Source organism: Parvibaculum sp., assembly GCF_049651025.1.
In the GTDB taxonomy this organism is placed as follows: Bacteria; Pseudomonadota; Alphaproteobacteria; order Parvibaculales; family Parvibaculaceae; genus Parvibaculum.
On record NZ_JBASBH010000018.1, the window covers coordinates 1 to 16225 of the forward strand.

17 protein-coding genes and 1 tRNA gene are annotated in these 16225 nt (G+C 59.6%); 5 read left to right on the forward strand and 13 right to left on the reverse strand.

Annotated features, from left to right (window positions below; translation table 11 throughout):
- Nucleotides 1–661 (reverse strand): hypothetical protein (locus WA943_RS01965; RefSeq protein WP_424468154.1); only part of this gene is annotated, 661 nt, incomplete at its 3' end.
- A 32-nt stretch (nucleotides 662–693) separates the two neighbouring features.
- The gene (locus WA943_RS01970; protein WP_424468155.1) at nucleotides 694–990 is read right to left on the reverse strand and encodes a hypothetical protein; all 297 of its coding nucleotides are present in this window, start codon (nucleotides 988–990) and stop codon (nucleotides 694–696) included.
- 32 nt (nucleotides 991–1022) lie between these two features.
- On the opposite strand from WA943_RS01970, the gene WA943_RS01975 reads away from it, so the two are divergent.
- Nucleotides 1023–1805, forward strand: coding sequence for a 3-hydroxybutyrate dehydrogenase (locus tag WA943_RS01975; RefSeq protein ID WP_424468156.1), 783 nt, complete (start codon nucleotides 1023–1025; stop codon nucleotides 1803–1805).
- 14 nt (nucleotides 1806–1819) lie between these two features.
- Here the strand turns inward: WA943_RS01975 and WA943_RS01980 are convergent, their stop codons facing one another.
- A complete protein-coding gene (locus WA943_RS01980; RefSeq protein ID WP_424468157.1) occupies nucleotides 1820–2464 on the reverse strand; it encodes a trimeric intracellular cation channel family protein in 645 nt (214 codons plus the stop codon).
- 192 nt (nucleotides 2465–2656) lie between these two features.
- Here WA943_RS01980 and WA943_RS01985 point away from each other — a divergent pair, with 192 nt between their 5' ends.
- Complete coding sequence (locus WA943_RS01985; protein WP_424468158.1) at nucleotides 2657–3790, forward strand: efflux RND transporter periplasmic adaptor subunit; 1134 nt, start codon at nucleotides 2657–2659, stop codon at nucleotides 3788–3790.
- 6 nt (nucleotides 3791–3796) lie between these two features.
- Nucleotides 3797–6877 (forward strand): efflux RND transporter permease subunit, encoded by a 3081-nt coding sequence (locus WA943_RS01990; protein ID WP_424468159.1) that lies wholly within the window; start codon nucleotides 3797–3799, stop codon nucleotides 6875–6877.
- Nucleotides 6878–6880: 3 nt separating this feature from the next.
- On the opposite strand, the gene fae is transcribed toward WA943_RS01990, so the two are convergent.
- On the reverse strand, nucleotides 6881–7393 hold the full coding sequence (fae, locus tag WA943_RS01995; RefSeq protein ID WP_424468160.1) for a formaldehyde-activating enzyme: 513 nt from the start codon (nucleotides 7391–7393) through the stop codon (nucleotides 6881–6883).
- 3 nt (nucleotides 7394–7396) lie between these two features.
- A complete protein-coding gene (locus tag WA943_RS02000; protein WP_424468161.1) occupies nucleotides 7397–8242 on the reverse strand; it encodes a HalD/BesD family halogenase in 846 nt (281 codons plus the stop codon).
- 147 nt (nucleotides 8243–8389) lie between these two features.
- Here WA943_RS02000 and WA943_RS02005 point away from each other — a divergent pair, with 147 nt between their 5' ends.
- A complete protein-coding gene (locus tag WA943_RS02005; protein WP_424468162.1) occupies nucleotides 8390–10222 on the forward strand; it encodes a glycoside hydrolase family 15 protein in 1833 nt (610 codons plus the stop codon).
- Nucleotides 10223–10226: 4 nt separating this feature from the next.
- Here the strand turns inward: WA943_RS02005 and WA943_RS02010 are convergent, their stop codons facing one another.
- Nucleotides 10227–10877: a DUF6134 family protein gene (locus WA943_RS02010; RefSeq protein WP_424468163.1), complete on the reverse strand. Its 651-nt coding sequence runs from the start codon at nucleotides 10875–10877 to the stop codon at nucleotides 10227–10229.
- Nucleotides 10878–11022: 145 nt separating this feature from the next.
- Here WA943_RS02010 and WA943_RS02015 point away from each other — a divergent pair, with 145 nt between their 5' ends.
- Complete coding sequence (locus tag WA943_RS02015; protein WP_424468164.1) at nucleotides 11023–12048, forward strand: SAM-dependent methyltransferase; 1026 nt, start codon at nucleotides 11023–11025, stop codon at nucleotides 12046–12048.
- A 139-nt stretch (nucleotides 12049–12187) separates the two neighbouring features.
- Here the strand turns inward: WA943_RS02015 and WA943_RS02020 are convergent.
- From WA943_RS02020 to WA943_RS02050, 7 genes are all read right to left on the reverse strand, one after another.
- A tRNA-Ser gene (locus tag WA943_RS02020) sits at nucleotides 12188–12280 on the reverse strand.
- Nucleotides 12281–12343: 63 nt separating this feature from the next.
- On the reverse strand, nucleotides 12344–13204 hold the full coding sequence (gene tesB / locus WA943_RS02025) for an acyl-CoA thioesterase II (protein WP_424468165.1): 861 nt from the start codon (nucleotides 13202–13204) through the stop codon (nucleotides 12344–12346).
- 97 nt (nucleotides 13205–13301) lie between these two features.
- A complete protein-coding gene (locus WA943_RS02030; protein WP_424468166.1) occupies nucleotides 13302–13571 on the reverse strand; it encodes a hypothetical protein in 270 nt (89 codons plus the stop codon).
- Nucleotides 13572–13755: 184 nt separating this feature from the next.
- On the reverse strand, nucleotides 13756–14388 hold the full coding sequence (locus WA943_RS02035; RefSeq protein ID WP_424468167.1) for a glutathione S-transferase N-terminal domain-containing protein: 633 nt from the start codon (nucleotides 14386–14388) through the stop codon (nucleotides 13756–13758).
- 24 nt (nucleotides 14389–14412) lie between these two features.
- Entirely contained in the window at nucleotides 14413–14769 is a 357-nt protein-coding gene (locus WA943_RS02040; RefSeq protein WP_424468168.1) for a hypothetical protein, read from the reverse strand.
- Between the two features lie 121 nt (nucleotides 14770–14890).
- Complete coding sequence (locus tag WA943_RS02045; protein WP_424468169.1) at nucleotides 14891–15679, reverse strand: glutathione S-transferase N-terminal domain-containing protein; 789 nt, start codon at nucleotides 15677–15679, stop codon at nucleotides 14891–14893.
- Nucleotides 15679–16203, reverse strand: coding sequence for a histone H1-like repetitive region-containing protein (locus WA943_RS02050; protein ID WP_424468170.1), 525 nt, complete (start codon nucleotides 16201–16203; stop codon nucleotides 15679–15681). Before WA943_RS02050 ends, WA943_RS02045 begins: the two co-directional genes overlap by 1 nt.
- Between the last annotated feature and the right edge of the window lie 22 nt (nucleotides 16204–16225).

The window sequence follows — 16225 nt, forward strand, 5'->3', positions numbered from 1 at the left end:
ACTCGAACGGCACGGGCACAAGCTCCGGCTCGAAGCCATCCTTCTCAAGATCGCGGATGACAACGGGCAGATGGCTCGACGGTCGCCCGTCGAGATTGAGCAGCGGAAATATCCGCACCTCTTCTGCGACACGCAACAACTCGCGTATGGCAGCTATGTGAAATGCGCCATCAAGCTCGTCGCCATAGAGAAACAGGAAATGCGACGAGAGCGCGAGCGCGAAGGTATCATCGGCAAATGGCAAATCCGGCAGCGACGCAGGCACATAGCGCCGCTCGCCCCGACGCGCAAAATCGGTGAGAAAAAGATCGAGCGCCTCGCGCCTGCGGCGATGCACCCGCTCCTCTGAGCCATAAAAGTTCCAGTTGAAGCGATAGGACGCGACACGCATGCCTGCGCGCATCGCAACCGCCGTTTCCTCAAAGCGTCGCCTTATTGTTTCACCGTCAAGCGCGTAAATCGGATCGGCTGCCGTCACACTGTACCCGGCCTCGGACGCCTCGGCGGCGAATGACGCAGGCCCGCCGCCCACATCGAGGATGCTCGCGCCCGGCGCCACATCATCAAGCGCGAAGAACGCCCTGTACTCGTCGAGGCGACGGCCCCACGGCACGACGCCCTCGAGATCGAACTCTCTGGCGTGCTGAAATTCCTTGATCATTTTTCTCTCCGTTGCGAACCGGAGACCGCCCCTCAAGGCAACCTTCGCTCCGAACGGGAAAACAAAAAGGCCGCCTCCAAAAGGGGCGGCCAAACCGGCAAGTCGATATGCGACATGTCTGGGCCACCCGTCAGGTGGTCCACCAAGCGCCGTTGATGCGGAACATATGCGTCATCGTCTCTGTCCTTTTCCGGCATGGGCCAAGGTTGCGCAAAAGCTACGCCAATCCGCGCGCCCTGCCAAGCGGCTCTGTAAGGCAAAAGCATCGCCAAAAAGCCCGCCACAAGTTCGACCGGATTGCCGTATTGAAATGCGACTACGATATTCACCTCCGATCATCTCAATTCCCGCAGAGGATCACATGAAACTCCAGAACAAAGTTGCCGTCGTGACCGGTGCCGCCAGCGGCATCGGCAAGGAAATCGCCGCGACCTTTGCGCGTGAAGGCGCAAAGGTCGTCATCGCCGATATGGCGCTGGCCGCCGCACAAGCCACCGCCGCCGAGCTTGTGGCGGCAGGCGGGAAAGCCATGGCGGTCGCAATGAATGTAACCAAAGAAGACGAGGTCAATTCGGGCATCGCCGCTGTCGTCAAGGCATGGGGCGGCGTCGACATTCTCGTCAGCAATGCAGGCGTACAGATCGTTCACCCGCTTGAAGAGTTCACGCTGGCCGAATGGAAAAACATGCTGGCGATCCATCTGGATGGCGCATTTCTCACCACCCGCGCCTGCCTGCCCATCATGTACGCCTCAGGACGTGGCGGCAGCATCATCTATATGGGTTCGGTGCATTCCCATGAGGCATCGCTCTTGAAGGCGCCCTACGTGACAGCGAAACATGGGCTGATCGGTCTGGCAAAAACCGTCGCCAAGGAAGGCGCGGAGCACCGCGTACGCGCCAATGTGATCTGTCCGGGCTTCGTGCGAACGCCGCTGGTCGAAAAGCAGATCCCGGAACAATCGAAGCTGCTCGGCATTTCAGAAGACGATGTCATCAAGAAGGTGATGCTGAAGGATACCGTCGACGGAGAATTCACAACCGTTCAGGACGTCGCCGAGGTCGCGCTGCTCTTTGCGAGCTTCCCTTCAAACGCCCTCACCGGCCAGTCGCTTGTCGTCAGCCATGGCTGGTTCATGCAATAGCGGTCCGCCCCCGGCTAATCGGGCTCAGTCGGCTCGATCTTGAAAATGGGAATTGACCAGCGCCGCGCCAAAGCGAGCAGCCGAATGATGAGGGCGACGCCGATCGATCCCCAAAGGGCAAGCGCAGGGGCAACGTCGAGGCGGTGCAGGATCACAAACACGAGGCCGCCGACAAGAGCGGCCAGCGCATAGACCTCTTGCCGCAAAATGATCGGCGTACGGTTGGCCAGCACATCGCGGATAACACCGCCGAAAATGCCGGTCACAATGCCCATGATGACGGCAACGGAACCGGTCGTGCCCATTTCCAGCGCCTTGCGCGTGCCCAGAACCGCAAAAACGGCAAGGCCGATAGCATCGGCGATAAGCATGGGCCTGCGGACGGCAATTCCCCACCGCATCAAAGGAATTGTGCCCAGCGCAAAGACGGAGGCCACGGCCACATACCACGGCGATGTGATCCAGAAAACGGGCGTCGCGCCGAGCATCATATCGCGCAGCGTGCCACCGCCGACCGCGACGATGATGCCCATGACGACAACGCCGAACCAGTCCATCTGTCGTTCGCCGGCGACAAGCGCGCCGGATACCGCGAAGGCGGCAAGGCCGATAAACTGGAAAAACATCAGGAGGTCAATACTGGCCAGCGCGGAACTCATTTTCCCCCCGGGATACGGGTTTTCACAATCGCAAGTGTCACCCTGCAGACCCTACTCGCGACAAAAAGCGATCCGGGCGGCGGCAATCCCTTTCAGAGATCTATTAAGTCTTTTATATCGTAACATAAATCGCAGCCATACCGCCCTTGGCGGCACCAGCCCATCGTCCCATTTCTGCACGCGGAGAATTCCATGATAACGAGACGCATGGTCATCATGCTGATTGTGGCTGGCGTAATCTTTGGTGGCATCATTGCCTTCCTGATCGGCCGCGGCATCATGATCAGGCACTTCATTGCCAGCATGGGCCAGCCTCCGCAGACCGTTTCGACGACAGTGGTCGGGATGGAGGAATGGGACCCGACGCTGAAAGCGGTCGGTACGCTGAAAGCGGAAAAAGGCACGGACATAGCGCCCCAACTCGCGGGCATCGTCGCGGAAATCCCCTTTCAGTCGGATAGCGACGTGAAAGCAGGCGATCTCCTTCTCCGCCTTGCCGACGCCGACGATGTGGCAAATCTCAATGCGCTGAAGGCATCAGCCGAGCTGTCGCGCCTCACTTATGAGCGAAACAAGGAACTCGTACGCACCCGCGCCGTCAGCCAGGCCGCGCTGGACACGGCGACGGCCAATCTCAAGAGCGCTCAGGCGCAGGTTGCAGCACAACAGGCACTGGTCAACAAGAAGCAGATTCGCGCTCCCTTCGATGGTCACGTCGGCATCCGCCTCGTCGATCTCGGTCAATATCTGACGCCCGGCCAGAAGGTAACGACCCTTCAGGCGCTCGACCCGATCTATGTCGATTTCTCTCTGGCGCAGCAGAATGTGCGCCTCGCGGCAGTCGGCCAGGCCGTCACGATCACGACGGACGCTTATCCGGGCATGACATTTGCCGGCAAGGTCGTGGCACTCGATCCCAAGCTCGACCCGCAGACCCGCAACGTCGCCGTCCGCGCCGAGCTTTCAAACCCCGAGCGCAAACTGTTGCCCGGCATGTTCGCCTCCGTCGCAATCGCCGTCGGCGACACGGAGAAGCGCCTGACGCTTCCCCAGACGGCCATCACCTACAATCCCTATGGCGAAACCATATTCCTTATCGTCAAGGGCCAGCCCGACGCCGAGGGCAAAACGCCGCTCACGGCGCAGCAGAAATTCGTCAAGACCGGCGAAACTCGCGGCGATCAGGTTGCAATCGTCGAGGGTCTCAAGGAAGGCGACACGGTTGTCACGTCAGGACAGCTCAAGCTGAAAAACGGCACGCCTGTCTTGATCAACAATGAGGTCAAACTGCCCAATAGCCCCGCGCCCACGCCGCAGGATCAGTAGGCTCTCATGAACTTCACCGACATCTTCATCCGCCGCCCGGTCCTTGCCACCGTCGTCAGCCTGCTCATCCTGGTGCTGGGCTTGCGGTCCGTGTCCCTGCTGCCCGTGCTGCAATATCCGCGTACCGAAAATGCCGTCGTGACAGTTTCGACGACTTACTTCGGCGCAAGCGCAGACGTGATTTCCGGCTTCATCACGACGCCTCTCGAAAACTCGATCGCTCAGGCGAACGGCATCGACTACATGAACTCGGTGAGTTCGCAGAGCGTCTCCGTCATTCAGGTGCAAATCCGCCTGAACTACGACAGCGCGAAGGCGCTAACCGAGATCAATACGCGCGTCAACGCGGTGCGCAACCAGCTTCCCGCCGAAGCGCAGCAACCGGTCATCACCGTCGCCGTCGGCGAGACGATCGACTCGATGTATATCGGCTTCTCAAGCGACGTGCTGGCCAACAACCAGATCAGCGACTATCTGCTCCGCGTCGTCGCGCCGAAGCTGCAAGCCATTGAAGGCGTGCAGCAGGCAGAGTTCCTTGGCGAAAAGCGCTTTGCGCTGCGCGTCTGGATGAACCCCGACAAGCTCGCCGCTTACAATATGACGGCATCGGACATCACGGCCGCACTGGCACGCAACAGCTTTCTCTCCGCGCTCGGCACCACCAAGGGCCAGATGGTCCAGGTGGATCTGACCGCCTCAACAAGCCTGTCCTCCCTCGACGACTTCCGCAATCTCATCGTCAAGAACGTCAACGGGACGTCCGTGCGACTGGAAGACGTCGCCAACGTCACGCTGGGTGCCGAGGATTATGAATCCGCCGGCTACTTCGACGGAAAGCCGTCCGTTCAGGTCGGCATCAAGGTCGCGCCTTCCGCGAACCTTCTCGATGTGATGAAGCGCGTCAGAGCTGTGTTCCCCGAAATTCAGGCGCAACTCCCCGAAGGCCTGCACGGCGCCATTGCCTATGACGCGACGAAATTCGTCAACAGTTCGATCAACGAAGTCATTCGCACGCTCGTCGAAGCGCTCATCATCGTTACGCTGGTGGTTTTTGCCTTCCTCGGCTCACCGCGATCTGTGCTCATTCCGACGCTCGCCATTCCGCTTTCGCTCGTCGGCGCCTTCATGTTCATGGTGCTGTTCGGCTTCTCGATCAACCTGCTCACCCTGCTCGCGCTGGTGCTCTCCATCGGCCTTGTCGTCGACGACGCGATCATTGTCGTCGAAAACGTCAATCGCCATCTCGAAGAGGGGCAACCACCGACCAGAGCGGCAATCCTCGCGGCGCGCGAGCTAAGCGGACCCATCATCACGATGACTATCGTGCTGATCGCCGTTTACATTCCGATCGGCTTCATGGGCGGCCTCACCGGCGCGCTCTTCACGGAATTTGCGTTCACGCTGGTCGGCGCCGTCACCGTCTCCGCGGTCGTCGCGCTGACGCTCTCGCCGATGATGTGCGCCCGTTTTCTAAAGCCGCATAACGATCCGACGACAAGCAAGTGGGAACGCCGTACCGTCACCTTCATCGATGAGCGTTTCGAGCGACTGAGAGTCGGCTATGCGCGCGTCCTCAGTTCGAGCCTCGACCAGTTGCCCGTGGTCGCAACCTTCGCGGCCATCGTGCTCGTCAGCATCTATTTTCTGTACAGCTTCTCGAAGTCTGAGCTCGCGCCGCAGGAAGATCAGGGCATCGTCATCGGCCTTGTTACGCCCGCACCGAATGCGACGCTCGCCCAGCGCCAGATCGCAAGCGCCGAGGTCTACAAGACCTATGCGAAGCATCCCGAGATGGACCACGTTTTCCAGGCCGTCACGCCCTCGCAGACGATTGCCGGTCTCGTGACCAAACCCTGGGACGAGCGCACTACATCTTCGACCCAGTTGAAGAATATGCTGCAAAAAGAGCTGAGCAATATCGCGGCCGCGCGCGTCGTCATGTTCGAGCCCCCGGCGCTTCCCGGTGCCCGCGGACTACCCATTTCATTCGTGATCCAGACGACCGAACCGTTTTCGCAGCTCAATGAAGTCTCGCAAGCTTTCCTCGCCGAAGCGCAGAAGAGCGGCAACTTCGTCTTTCTCGACTCCGACCTGAAGTTCGACAAGCCGCAAACGGAAGTCATCATCGATCGCGACAAGGTCGCGCAGATGGGCCTGACAATGAGCGATGTCGGTGGCGCATTGTCGGCGATGCTCGGCGGCGGTTACGTCAACTATTTCAGCCTGGCGGGCCGTTCCTACAAGGTCATCCCGCAGGTACAGCAGCAGTTCCGCCTCAACGTGGACCAGTTGTCGAACTACTACATTCGCACGGCAGCAGGCGCTTCCATTCCACTCTCGACAGTCGCCCATTTCGAAACGAAAACGGTGCCTGAGACGCTGAACCATTTCCAGCAGCTCAACGCGGCCACGATTTCAGGCGTGGCAACGCCCGGCATCACAACGGGCGACGCTCTCAACTACCTGCGCGATCTTGCGGCCCGCACTCTGCCGCAAGGCTACACGGTCGATTACTCCGGCCCCTCGCGCCAATATGTTCAGGAATCGAGTGCCATCGTCGTGACCTTCTTCTTCGCGCTGGTCATTATTTTCCTGACGCTTGCCGCGCAGTTTGAAAGCTTCCGCGATCCGGCGATCATCCTGATCAGCGTGCCCATGTCGATCTGCGGCGCGTTGATCTTCATCTCGCTCGGCGTCGGCGGTGCAACGCTGAACATCTATACTCAGGTGGGCCTCGTGACGCTGATCGGCCTCATCAGCAAGCACGGCATTCTGATCGTGGAGTTTGCTAACAATCTCCAGAAGGAAGGCCGAAGCAAGCGCGAGGCAATCGAGGAAGCAACGAGCATTCGTCTCCGCCCGATCCTCATGACTACAGCGGCCATGGTGCTCGGCGTCTTGCCGCTGATCCTTGCCAGCGGCGCCGGTGCCATGTCGCGGTTCAGCCTGGGCCTCGTCATCGCCTCGGGCCTGTCCATCGGGACGGCCTTCACGCTCTTCGTGGTCCCGGCAATCTACATGCTGCTCGCCGAAGACCATGAGGCGAGCGAAGACGACATCGACGACGATGAAGTCGTCACGGCCTGACGATCAGCCTTTCGGCTGATAATATGAGTTGAGCGGCCGCGAGGCGAAGCGCGCAAGCGTTTCGCGCTCGCTGATCGTCGACAATGCCCGGCGCACCGCCGCGCGCGTCGCCTGATGATTGTTGCGATAGACAGCGTCGGCATCCTTCGCATCCCAACTCACCCAGACTGCCGCAATCGCGACCCAATCGTGCTCGGCCTCAGGCGGCAGGTCGCCTTCGAGGAGCGCTTCGGTGATGCCGCGCGCGACGCCAAGCTGCGCTGGGCCCCAGACCAGATTTTCATGAACCGGCCCGCGCAGATCGCCCTTCGAAACAAGGAGCGTCGCGGGCGTCGCCGGAACATTCGGCCGGACGACCGCCATGAATGGAATATAGCCCATGCGCGGAGCGGCGAGCGCATTGGCGAAAGCCTGCCCGACCGGCCCGTCGCGCGGCCCCAGCATCAGGTTCAAATGCGCAGCGTCGACGCCCTCGCCCACATAGGCCTCGGCAATCATCATGCTTCTTTTGGTCATGCTCTAGTTGATCCGCCCATAACGCCGCTGCTTCAACCCCTCGCTGCTCACCGTGCCGGGCTTCGTATCGTAGCCGAGCAGCGCGATCAGCCGCGTGGTATCGCCTTCAATCGGCGTCACACGATGGATCGAATGCCGCCCCTTGAAAAAGGCAAAAGCGCCCGGTTCCAGATCGAGCCGGATCACCTCCGACATATCCCCGTCGAAAAGTCGCTTCACGCGATCATATCGCTCGTCATCATCGCTGCGGATGAAAGGCACATATTCAAATTCCCCGCCCTGCTCGCTCGGCTCAAGCAGAATGGAGGTCACGAAATCCGTCTGGTCGAAATGCCAGAGCAATTCATCCCCGCACTTCATCGCGGCAATGTTGAGCGCGCCCAGCGGATCGGCATAGCGATAAATATTCGGCAGGCCGACAACGCTCGCGATGAAATCATTGAGCCCATCCCACTCGTAAAGACGGCGCAGCGGCGAGCCTTGCGGCACAAGGTCATATGCAACGGCGCCAACGGAGGTGCGCAGCATGCGCCGCCGCGGATGGTCTTCAGGCAGGCTCTTGTCGGGCGCGTCGAGATAGGCCGTCCCCTTTGCCGCGCCTTCATTATAGGCAAGCGGTGCAAGTTCACGCGCCTCCTGCCTCATCGCGGCCAAAGCCTCTGCCGTCAGGAAGCCCGGCAACATGCACGAGCCGGTGGCCACCAATTCATCATGGCAGCGTTGGACAAGCGTTCGAGCTTCCGCGCTTTGGAGATCGTGGATCGGATAGCGCGCGAGATCGACCAGCCGCGCCGGATGATCCGCAGGCATCTGCGCCGTGGAAGGCACAGCGGAAGTGGCGACAGACATGTTATCCCCTCGATCCAAATCGCGTCCCGTCCCTAATAGTTCACGCCGGGGAACTGTCGGTCAACAGGCGACCCGCCCCGCCAATGGAACGTCCCGCACGCCTGCGCGTTTCAATGCAATGGCCTGCACACCAAATTCCCCGTTCTGATGACGCATCGTATCGAAAATTACGCGCTTATCGGCGATTGCGAGACCGCGGCACTGGTCGGCCGTGGCGGCTCCATCGACTGGCTATGCTGGCCGCGTTTCGACTCCGACGCCTGCTTTGCCGCCTTGCTGGGCAAGCCGGACAATGGCCGCTGGCTGATAGCACCTTGCGACATGACATCGGCCGAGATCAGCCGCCAATATCAGGGCGACACGCTCATTCTGGTGACGAGATTTGAGATGCCGGAGGGGACAGTAAAAATCGTGGATTTCATGCCGCCGCGTCACGGCACGTCGGACATCGTCCGTCTGGTGATCGGCGAGCGCGGCGAGGTGACGATGCGCACCGAGCTTGAAATTCGCTTTGGTTACGGTGAGACAGTCCCTTGGGTCCATACCACCGAGTGCGGCACACTTCAGGCGATTGCCGGTCCCGATATGGTTCTCCTGCGCACGCCCGTGGCCTTGCATGGCGAGGAGCTGAAAACAGTCAGCGAGTTCAAGGTCGCGGCAGGCGAAACATATCCCTTTGTATTGACCTATCAGGCCTCGCACGAACCGCTGCGAGGACCGCTGGATGCTATCGCGGCGCTCCACGATACGGAGGCGTTCTGGAAAGATTGGGCAAGCCGCGCCAAAGTGGAAGGGCCGTGGGCCTCCAATGTCATCCGTTCTCTGATCACACTGAAAGCCCTCACCTATGCGCCAACCGGCGGCATCGTCGCCGCGCCCACAACGTCGCTGCCAGAGCACATCGGAAGCTCGCGCAACTGGGACTATCGCTTCTGCTGGGTGCGCGACGCGACGCTGACATTGCTGGCGCTGATGAATAGCGGCTTCTACGACGAAGCCCGCGACTGGCGTAACTGGCTCATGCGCGCCGTCGCCGGAAGCCCCGACAAATTGCAGATCATGTACGGCATCGCCGGAGAGCGCAGACTGACCGAGTGGCAGGTTCCGTGGCTTTCCGGTTATGAGAACTCACAGCCGGTGCGCGTCGGCAATGCGGCCCATAGCCAGCTTCAGCTCGACGTCTATGGCGAGCTGATGGATGCGCTCTATCAGGCGCGGCGCGGCGGGCTGGAATACATCGAAGCCGACTGGGCGCTTCAATGCAAAATCCTCACCCATCTCGAAACGATTTGGCATGAACCCGACGAAGGCATCTGGGAAGTGCGCGGCGGCAGACGCCATTTCACGCATTCCAAAGTCATGGCCTGGACCGCTTTCGATCGCGGCATCAAAAGCATTGAAGAATTCGATCTGCCCGGTCCGCTCGAGCGATGGCGCGAGGTGCGTCAGGAAATTCACGATCAGGTCTGCCGGCGCGGCTATGACGCAACGCGCGGAACATTCGTGCAGAGCTTCGACTCTCCCGCGCTGGATGCAAGCCTGCTGCTTCTGCCTGCCGTTGGTTTCCTGCCGCCTGAAGATCCGCGCATCCGCGGCACGATTGCCCATATCGAGCGCGAACTGATCGTCGATGGCTATGTCCTGCGGTACAGGACCGAAGAAACGGCAGACGGCCTGCCACCCGGCGAAGGCGCTTTCCTCGCATGCAGTTTCTGGCTCGCTGACGCATATGTGATGCTGGGCCGCATGGACGATGCGCGCAGGCTTTTTACTCGCCTCGCCGACCTCTGCAACGATGTCGGCCTGCTCTCGGAGGAATATGATCCTGTGGCGCAGCGGATGCTCGGGAACTTCCCGCAAGCCTTCTCGCATGTCGCCCTCATCAACACGGCGCACAACCTGAGCCGCGTTTCAAAGCCTGTGGACCAGCGCGCCGATCGTGGCGCAACACCGGCCGAAGACGTCGTCGAAAACCGCTAATTGGCTAAAGCCGCTCATACTCGACAACAGAACCATCCTTGGCCTGAAAATTCAAACCCACCCAAGTCTTGTCGCTGTCATACCAAAGATCAAGAGCCTCCTCTTCACGCCAGGTGTAGTGCTGAGCCCGAATGACCTTGCCGGTGGCGAGCGAGAAAGGTGCAATGCCCTTATCTGTGATTTGCGGCGCGAGAAGCTTCCCGTTTTCCGGATTGATCATCGGAACGAAAAGCTCTGAAACGTTCCAGTGCGTTGCCGCCAACGCGTTCGGAGGAGCAATGTATCGTGTGGCCTTTGAGCCTTCGACAAGGAGCCCATCGTCCTCCCGACGTGCAATTGCAAAGGCGGGGGTACCATCATTGTCCGCTTTCGCATCCATGCTGATGAATTCGCCGCCTTGCCATCTTTCAATATTCCTGTGTGTGTAGCGAAAAATCGGAATGGGTCCAAACTTGACCAGCATTTCGACATTAATCGTCACCGTCAGCGCATCACCGACTTTCTGGAACGCCACGGCATGTGTGCCGATACGGGTGCCCTTGCGCATGATGCGAAACGTCAAAACGTCGGCAACTGGCACCGGCAGAGCGGCCAAAGCAGGCCCGGCAAAAGCCAAGGACGCAGCCGCCCCTATAAACATTCGGCGAGAAATCATACGTGGGTCCTTTGCCTCGTGCGGCATTGCGCTCCTGCATTGATAGGGACGCAAACGGCGTTTGGATCACATCTCAAAGGTTGATCCGCAACCGAAGGTGAAACGTACACATGCACGTGCTTCGCCCTTAGGACGAGAACTCACGATGAATATGATCGCCGCCGGCAGTGCCCTTCTGGAACGCACCTCACTTCCCGATCCGCTGATTGTCGCTGGCATCCGCTATCTGGTGTCGCGCACAAATCAGAAACTCGGAGCGAGCGACTCACTGGCGGAACTTTTGTTCGCGGAAAGCATGCGCAACCGCCCCATAGCCGAGCACGTCGAAGATGCCAACGCCCAGCATTACGAATTGCCGCCCGCTTTCTTTGATCTGATCCTGGGGCCGCAGCGAAAATACTCCTCATGCCTTTACCCGACTGGCCGGGAAACCCTGGCAGAAGCCGAAGAGTTGGCTCTCGCCGAAACAGCCGCCCGCGCGCAACTCGCTGATGGTCAGAACATTCTGGAATTGGGGTGCGGTTGGGGCTCGCTCACGCTCTGGATGGCCGCTCGTTTTCCCGATGCACGCATCACCGCAGTTTCAAATTCGCAAGCCCAGCGCGATTACATCATCGCGCAGGCCGCATTGCGCGGTCTTGTAAATCTGCGCGTCATCACCGCAGACATGAACGCCTTCTCGACACCCCAACGTTTCGATCGCGTGATCTCCGTTGAGATGTTCGAGCACATGGCAAACTGGGACGCCCTGCTCACTCGCGTGAGAGGCTGGTTGCAGCCCGAGGGCAAACTTTTCATCCACATCTTCACCCATGCCCGCACACCCTACCGCTTCCAGTTGGACGATCCATCCAACTGGATCGCACGGTACTTCTTCACTGGAGGCATGATGCCGAGCCATGGCCTGATCGACCACTTCGACAATCTGTTTTCGATTGAAAGGGATTGGCGATGGAGCGGCGAACATTATCGCCGAACAGCACTCCACTGGTTGGCAAACTTCGACACCAATTCGGAACCAGCTATGGACATTCTTCGCGACGTCTATGGCAATGACGCATCACTCTGGCGTCGCCGCTGGCGCATCTTCTTCCTCGCCACGGCAGGACTCTTCGGCCATGCAGGCGGCAAAGACTGGGCCGTCAGCCATTATCTGCTGCGTCCTGTCTGAGCCGCACGTCGCACCGGAACATTTGAAAAGCAGTTTGCGGTCGGCACATGCGATTCACACAGGCATCCATTGCCTAGTCGCAAGCGGCGCAGCATGAGGCCAAAAAGTCTCGATGAATCAATATGATATGTGAGGGCTTTGGCGGAGACGGAGGGATTCGAACCCTCGATACGGCTTTACACCGTATAACGGTTTAGCAAACCGTCGCCTTCAGCCACTCGGCCACATCTCCGTGACCCGTGTATGCCCAAGATTGCCTCTGGCATCAAGAGCCATCTGGGAGAAAACGACTATCTTAGGGCCGATATCGGATCAGCCCCTCCTGGGCAACCGATGCCACAAGGCGACCGTCACGGGTAAAAACACTGCCGCGATTGAAGCCCCGCGCGCCGGATGCGCTGGGACTATCCTGGGCATAAAGCATCCACTCATTCGCCTTGAAAGGCTGATGAAACCACATCGCGTGGTCGAGGCTCGCGGACTGCAATTTTCCCGAAACCCAGCTCACGCCATGAGGCCGGATGCAGGTATCGAGCAGGGTCATGTCGGAGGCATAGGCAAGGATCGACTGGCTCAGCGCAATATTGTTCTCCGGCACCGGCTTGCGGGCGCGGAACCAGATATATTGGGTCGGCTCCATCGGTTCGGGATCGATGTAGTGCTGCGGATTGACCGGCTTGATCTCGATAGGACGCGGCCGGGCAAAATGCTTGGCCATGTCTTCAGGCAATCGGCTCGCAACTTCCTCGCGCAACTCCCGCTCGCTCGGCAGGTCTTCCGGCATCGCCACAATCGGCATTTCCGCCTGATGCTCGAACCCCTGCTCCGGCACCTGAAACGAAGCCGCCAGGTTGAAAATCTGCTTGCCGTGCTGGATCGCGACGACACGGCGCGTCGTGAAGCTTTTGCCGTCGCGCGAACGGTCGACCTCATAAACGATGGGTACTTTGGGATCGCCGGGGCGGATGAAATAGGCGTGCAGCGAATGGCACACGCGATCTTCGACCGTGCGATAGGCGGCGATCATGGCCTGACCGATCACCTGCCCGCCGAATACGCGTTGCCAGCTCACATCGGGGCTATGGCCGCGAAACAGGTTTTCCTCGATATTTTCGAGGTCGAGAATCTGGATAAGGTCTTCAATGGCGTCGGTCATGGGCCCCTCTGTGTTCGCGTGCGCAACATAAGCGCAACGCAATGGCCTGTCACCTTGCGGGAAAGCGACGCCGACGCGCAGATTTGAACCGGGAGAACTAGTGCGACGCCAACCACTCACGCGCCTGTCGCTGGGCTTCAGCAACCTGGGCGGGATTCATTTCCTGTGCCAGTTCGGCGCGATAATGACGGGCAGGCTCGCTTCCGCGAACGGCCGCCAGATTGAACCACTTATGCGCTGTCACGAGGTCCACCTCCACACCCCGGCCCGTCGAATAGATAAGGCCCAGGTCATAGAGTGCGTCGCTCTTTCCTCCTTCAGCAGCGAGCTCGAACTGTTCGAGCGTCTCGACTTGCACGCGAGCCATTGGCCCACCTCCAAAAATCGCGGTCCGCAAGCATCTGTTTCAGCGCGGCACCACTCGACCACCCGCAAGGTCGCCCTTGCCCGGCAGAAGCATTTCATCCCTTCGCTGAAAAAATGGTTAACGCGCCATTCGCTATAAATGGCGGTGTGATCGGCCAGTCATTTTGTTTAATCGGCTTTGACGATCAGACTTTCGGCACCGCCATGCCGCGCTGAACGCCGGGCCGAGCGCCGACAGCCGCAAGCCAGCGCCGCGTATTGGCGCCCTCGCCGACCACATCCGGCTTTGCCTTGGCGATCAGGTCAAAGGCGGGCGCCACCCACGGATAGGTGATGATGTCCGCAATCGAATAATCCCCGCCGAGGTACTGCGCTTCGCCCAGTCGCTTGTCGAGAATTCGCATCAGGCGCGCGGCTTCGTTCTGATAGCGCTCGATCGCATAGGGAATTTTTTCCGGCGCGGCGTTCATGAAATGATTGAGCTGGCCGAACATCGGACCGACGCCGCCCATCTGCCACATCAACCACTCCAGCGCCTTGACGCGCTGCGCGCCTTTCGGCGCCAGAAACTTGCCGGTTTTTTCGGCGAGATAAATCAGGATCGCACCTGACTCGAAAACAGAAAGCGCGCCGCCTTCCGCATCATTGTCGACAATGGCGGGGATACGATTGTTCGGGCTGATCTTCAGAAACTCAGGTGCGAACTGCTCGTTCTTGCCGATGTTGATCTGATGCACTGCGTAGTCGAGTCCGCATTCCTCAAGCATGATCGATGCTTTGCGCCCGTTAGGCGTCGTCCATGTATAGAGATCAATCATCGCCCGCTCCCCCGTCCGCAGTGGTCAATAAGATGCCGTCACTTCAATGTGGTGATGGCGATGCTGCGTGCAAACATAGGGATCGATGACATAGGTGCCCGCGGGCAGCGACAGGCCGACCGCCTGTTGCGGATCGAGGAAGCTCGCAACCTGCACACCATCGACGGTGCGAATGTCGAAGCCGTAAGTGCCGTCCATGACGCGCGTGATCTTGCCGTCGCGCGGAAGGGTGAGGTTCGAGCCCCACGCATTCTTGCTATGGAACTTGTCCTTCATGACGACCGAGCCGCTGCCGGTCACTTCGTTGGCCTGGGCCGAGCCCGCGAAAATGCCAAGGGCGCAAACCGCCAATCCCGTCGCAATCCAGGTTTTGAAACGCATCGGCAGTCCCTCTTCACTTTTACGCTGCTGAAAACACCACCAGCGCGCCCAGTTTCCCGGACGCGCTGGTGCTTGGCAAGTGGCGGGCCGGAGGATTAGTCCGACCCGTCACCCATATCGTTCATTGTGCGCGTTGCCCGAACAGGATCTTGCGAGCCTTTTCGGCGTCTTTCGTCTTGTCCCCGAGTGTTCCCTGGCGCCATTCGCGTCCAAGGATAAAACCTCGCTGAACGGCCGGGCGAGCACTGACCCGCTCGAACCAGTCCTTAAGGTAGGGAAAGTCTGTGAGCTGCTGGCCCTGGTTCTTGTAAGGTACGATCCAGCCCCAGCAGGCCATGTCCGCGATCGAGTAGCGTCCGGCGAGATAGTCCCGATCCTTCAGGCGTCTGTTCATGACGCCGTAGAGCCGGTTCACTTCGTCGGTATAGCGTTTGATCGCGTACGGGATTTTTTCTTGGGCGTACTGGCGGAAATGATGGGCTTGACCCGCCATGGGGCCAAGCCCAGCCATCTGCCAGAATAGCCATTGGTCGACCTCAACTCTCTGCCTCTCGTTCGCGGGATAAAACTTTCCCGCCTTTCGGCCGAGATATTGAAGGATTGCCCCCGACTCAAAGATCGAGATCGGTTTTCCCCCTGGACCATCCGGATCCACGATGGCTGGCATCCGATTGTTCGGCGCGATCCTCAAAAAGGACGGCTTGAACTGGTCGCCAACTCCGATATTCACCGGCCTTGCCGCGTAGGGCAGACCGCACTCCTCCAGCATGATCGAGACCTTCCAGCCATTAGGAGTTGGCCAGTAATAGAGCTCGATCGGCTTGGCCTTGCCCCGCTTTGCAGGGCTGGCCGTTTTGGAAGGGCGCGTGGCCGCCGCACTCCTTGCGGCAGGCCGGCGACTAACGGTCATTATTTCTTCGCAGCCGGCTTCTTCTTCGCAGCGGGCTTCTTCTTGGCAACCGGCTTCTTGGCGACGGCCTTCTTGGCAACCGTCTTCTTGGCGACTGCCTTCTTGGCGGCCGGCTTCTTCTTCGCGGCGGCAGGCTTCTTTGCAGCAGCCGGCTTCTTCTTCGCGACGGCCTTCTTGGCTACCGTCTTCTTGGCGACTGCCTTTTTGGCGGCCGGCTTCTTCTTGGCAGCGGCAGGCTTCTTTGCAGCAGCCGGCTTCTTCTTCGCAACAGGCTTCTTCTTCGCGGCCGTCGTCTTGGCGGCGAGCTTCTTAGCTGCGGGCTTCTTTGCTGCCGTCTTCTTGGCGGCAGGCTTTTTCGCTGCCGTCTTTTTGGCGGCGGCTGGTTTAGCTTTTGCTTTCGTAGCCATGTTTTCTCTAGCTCCTGATGTGCCGTTTTCGTCCGGCGACAATCCGTTGACTCGCAACGCACACACTCCTCGCGGCCAAGTACCCCTTGGACGCGTAAATAATATGAGCGTGGTCAATCATCTCCGCAACACACTGTTG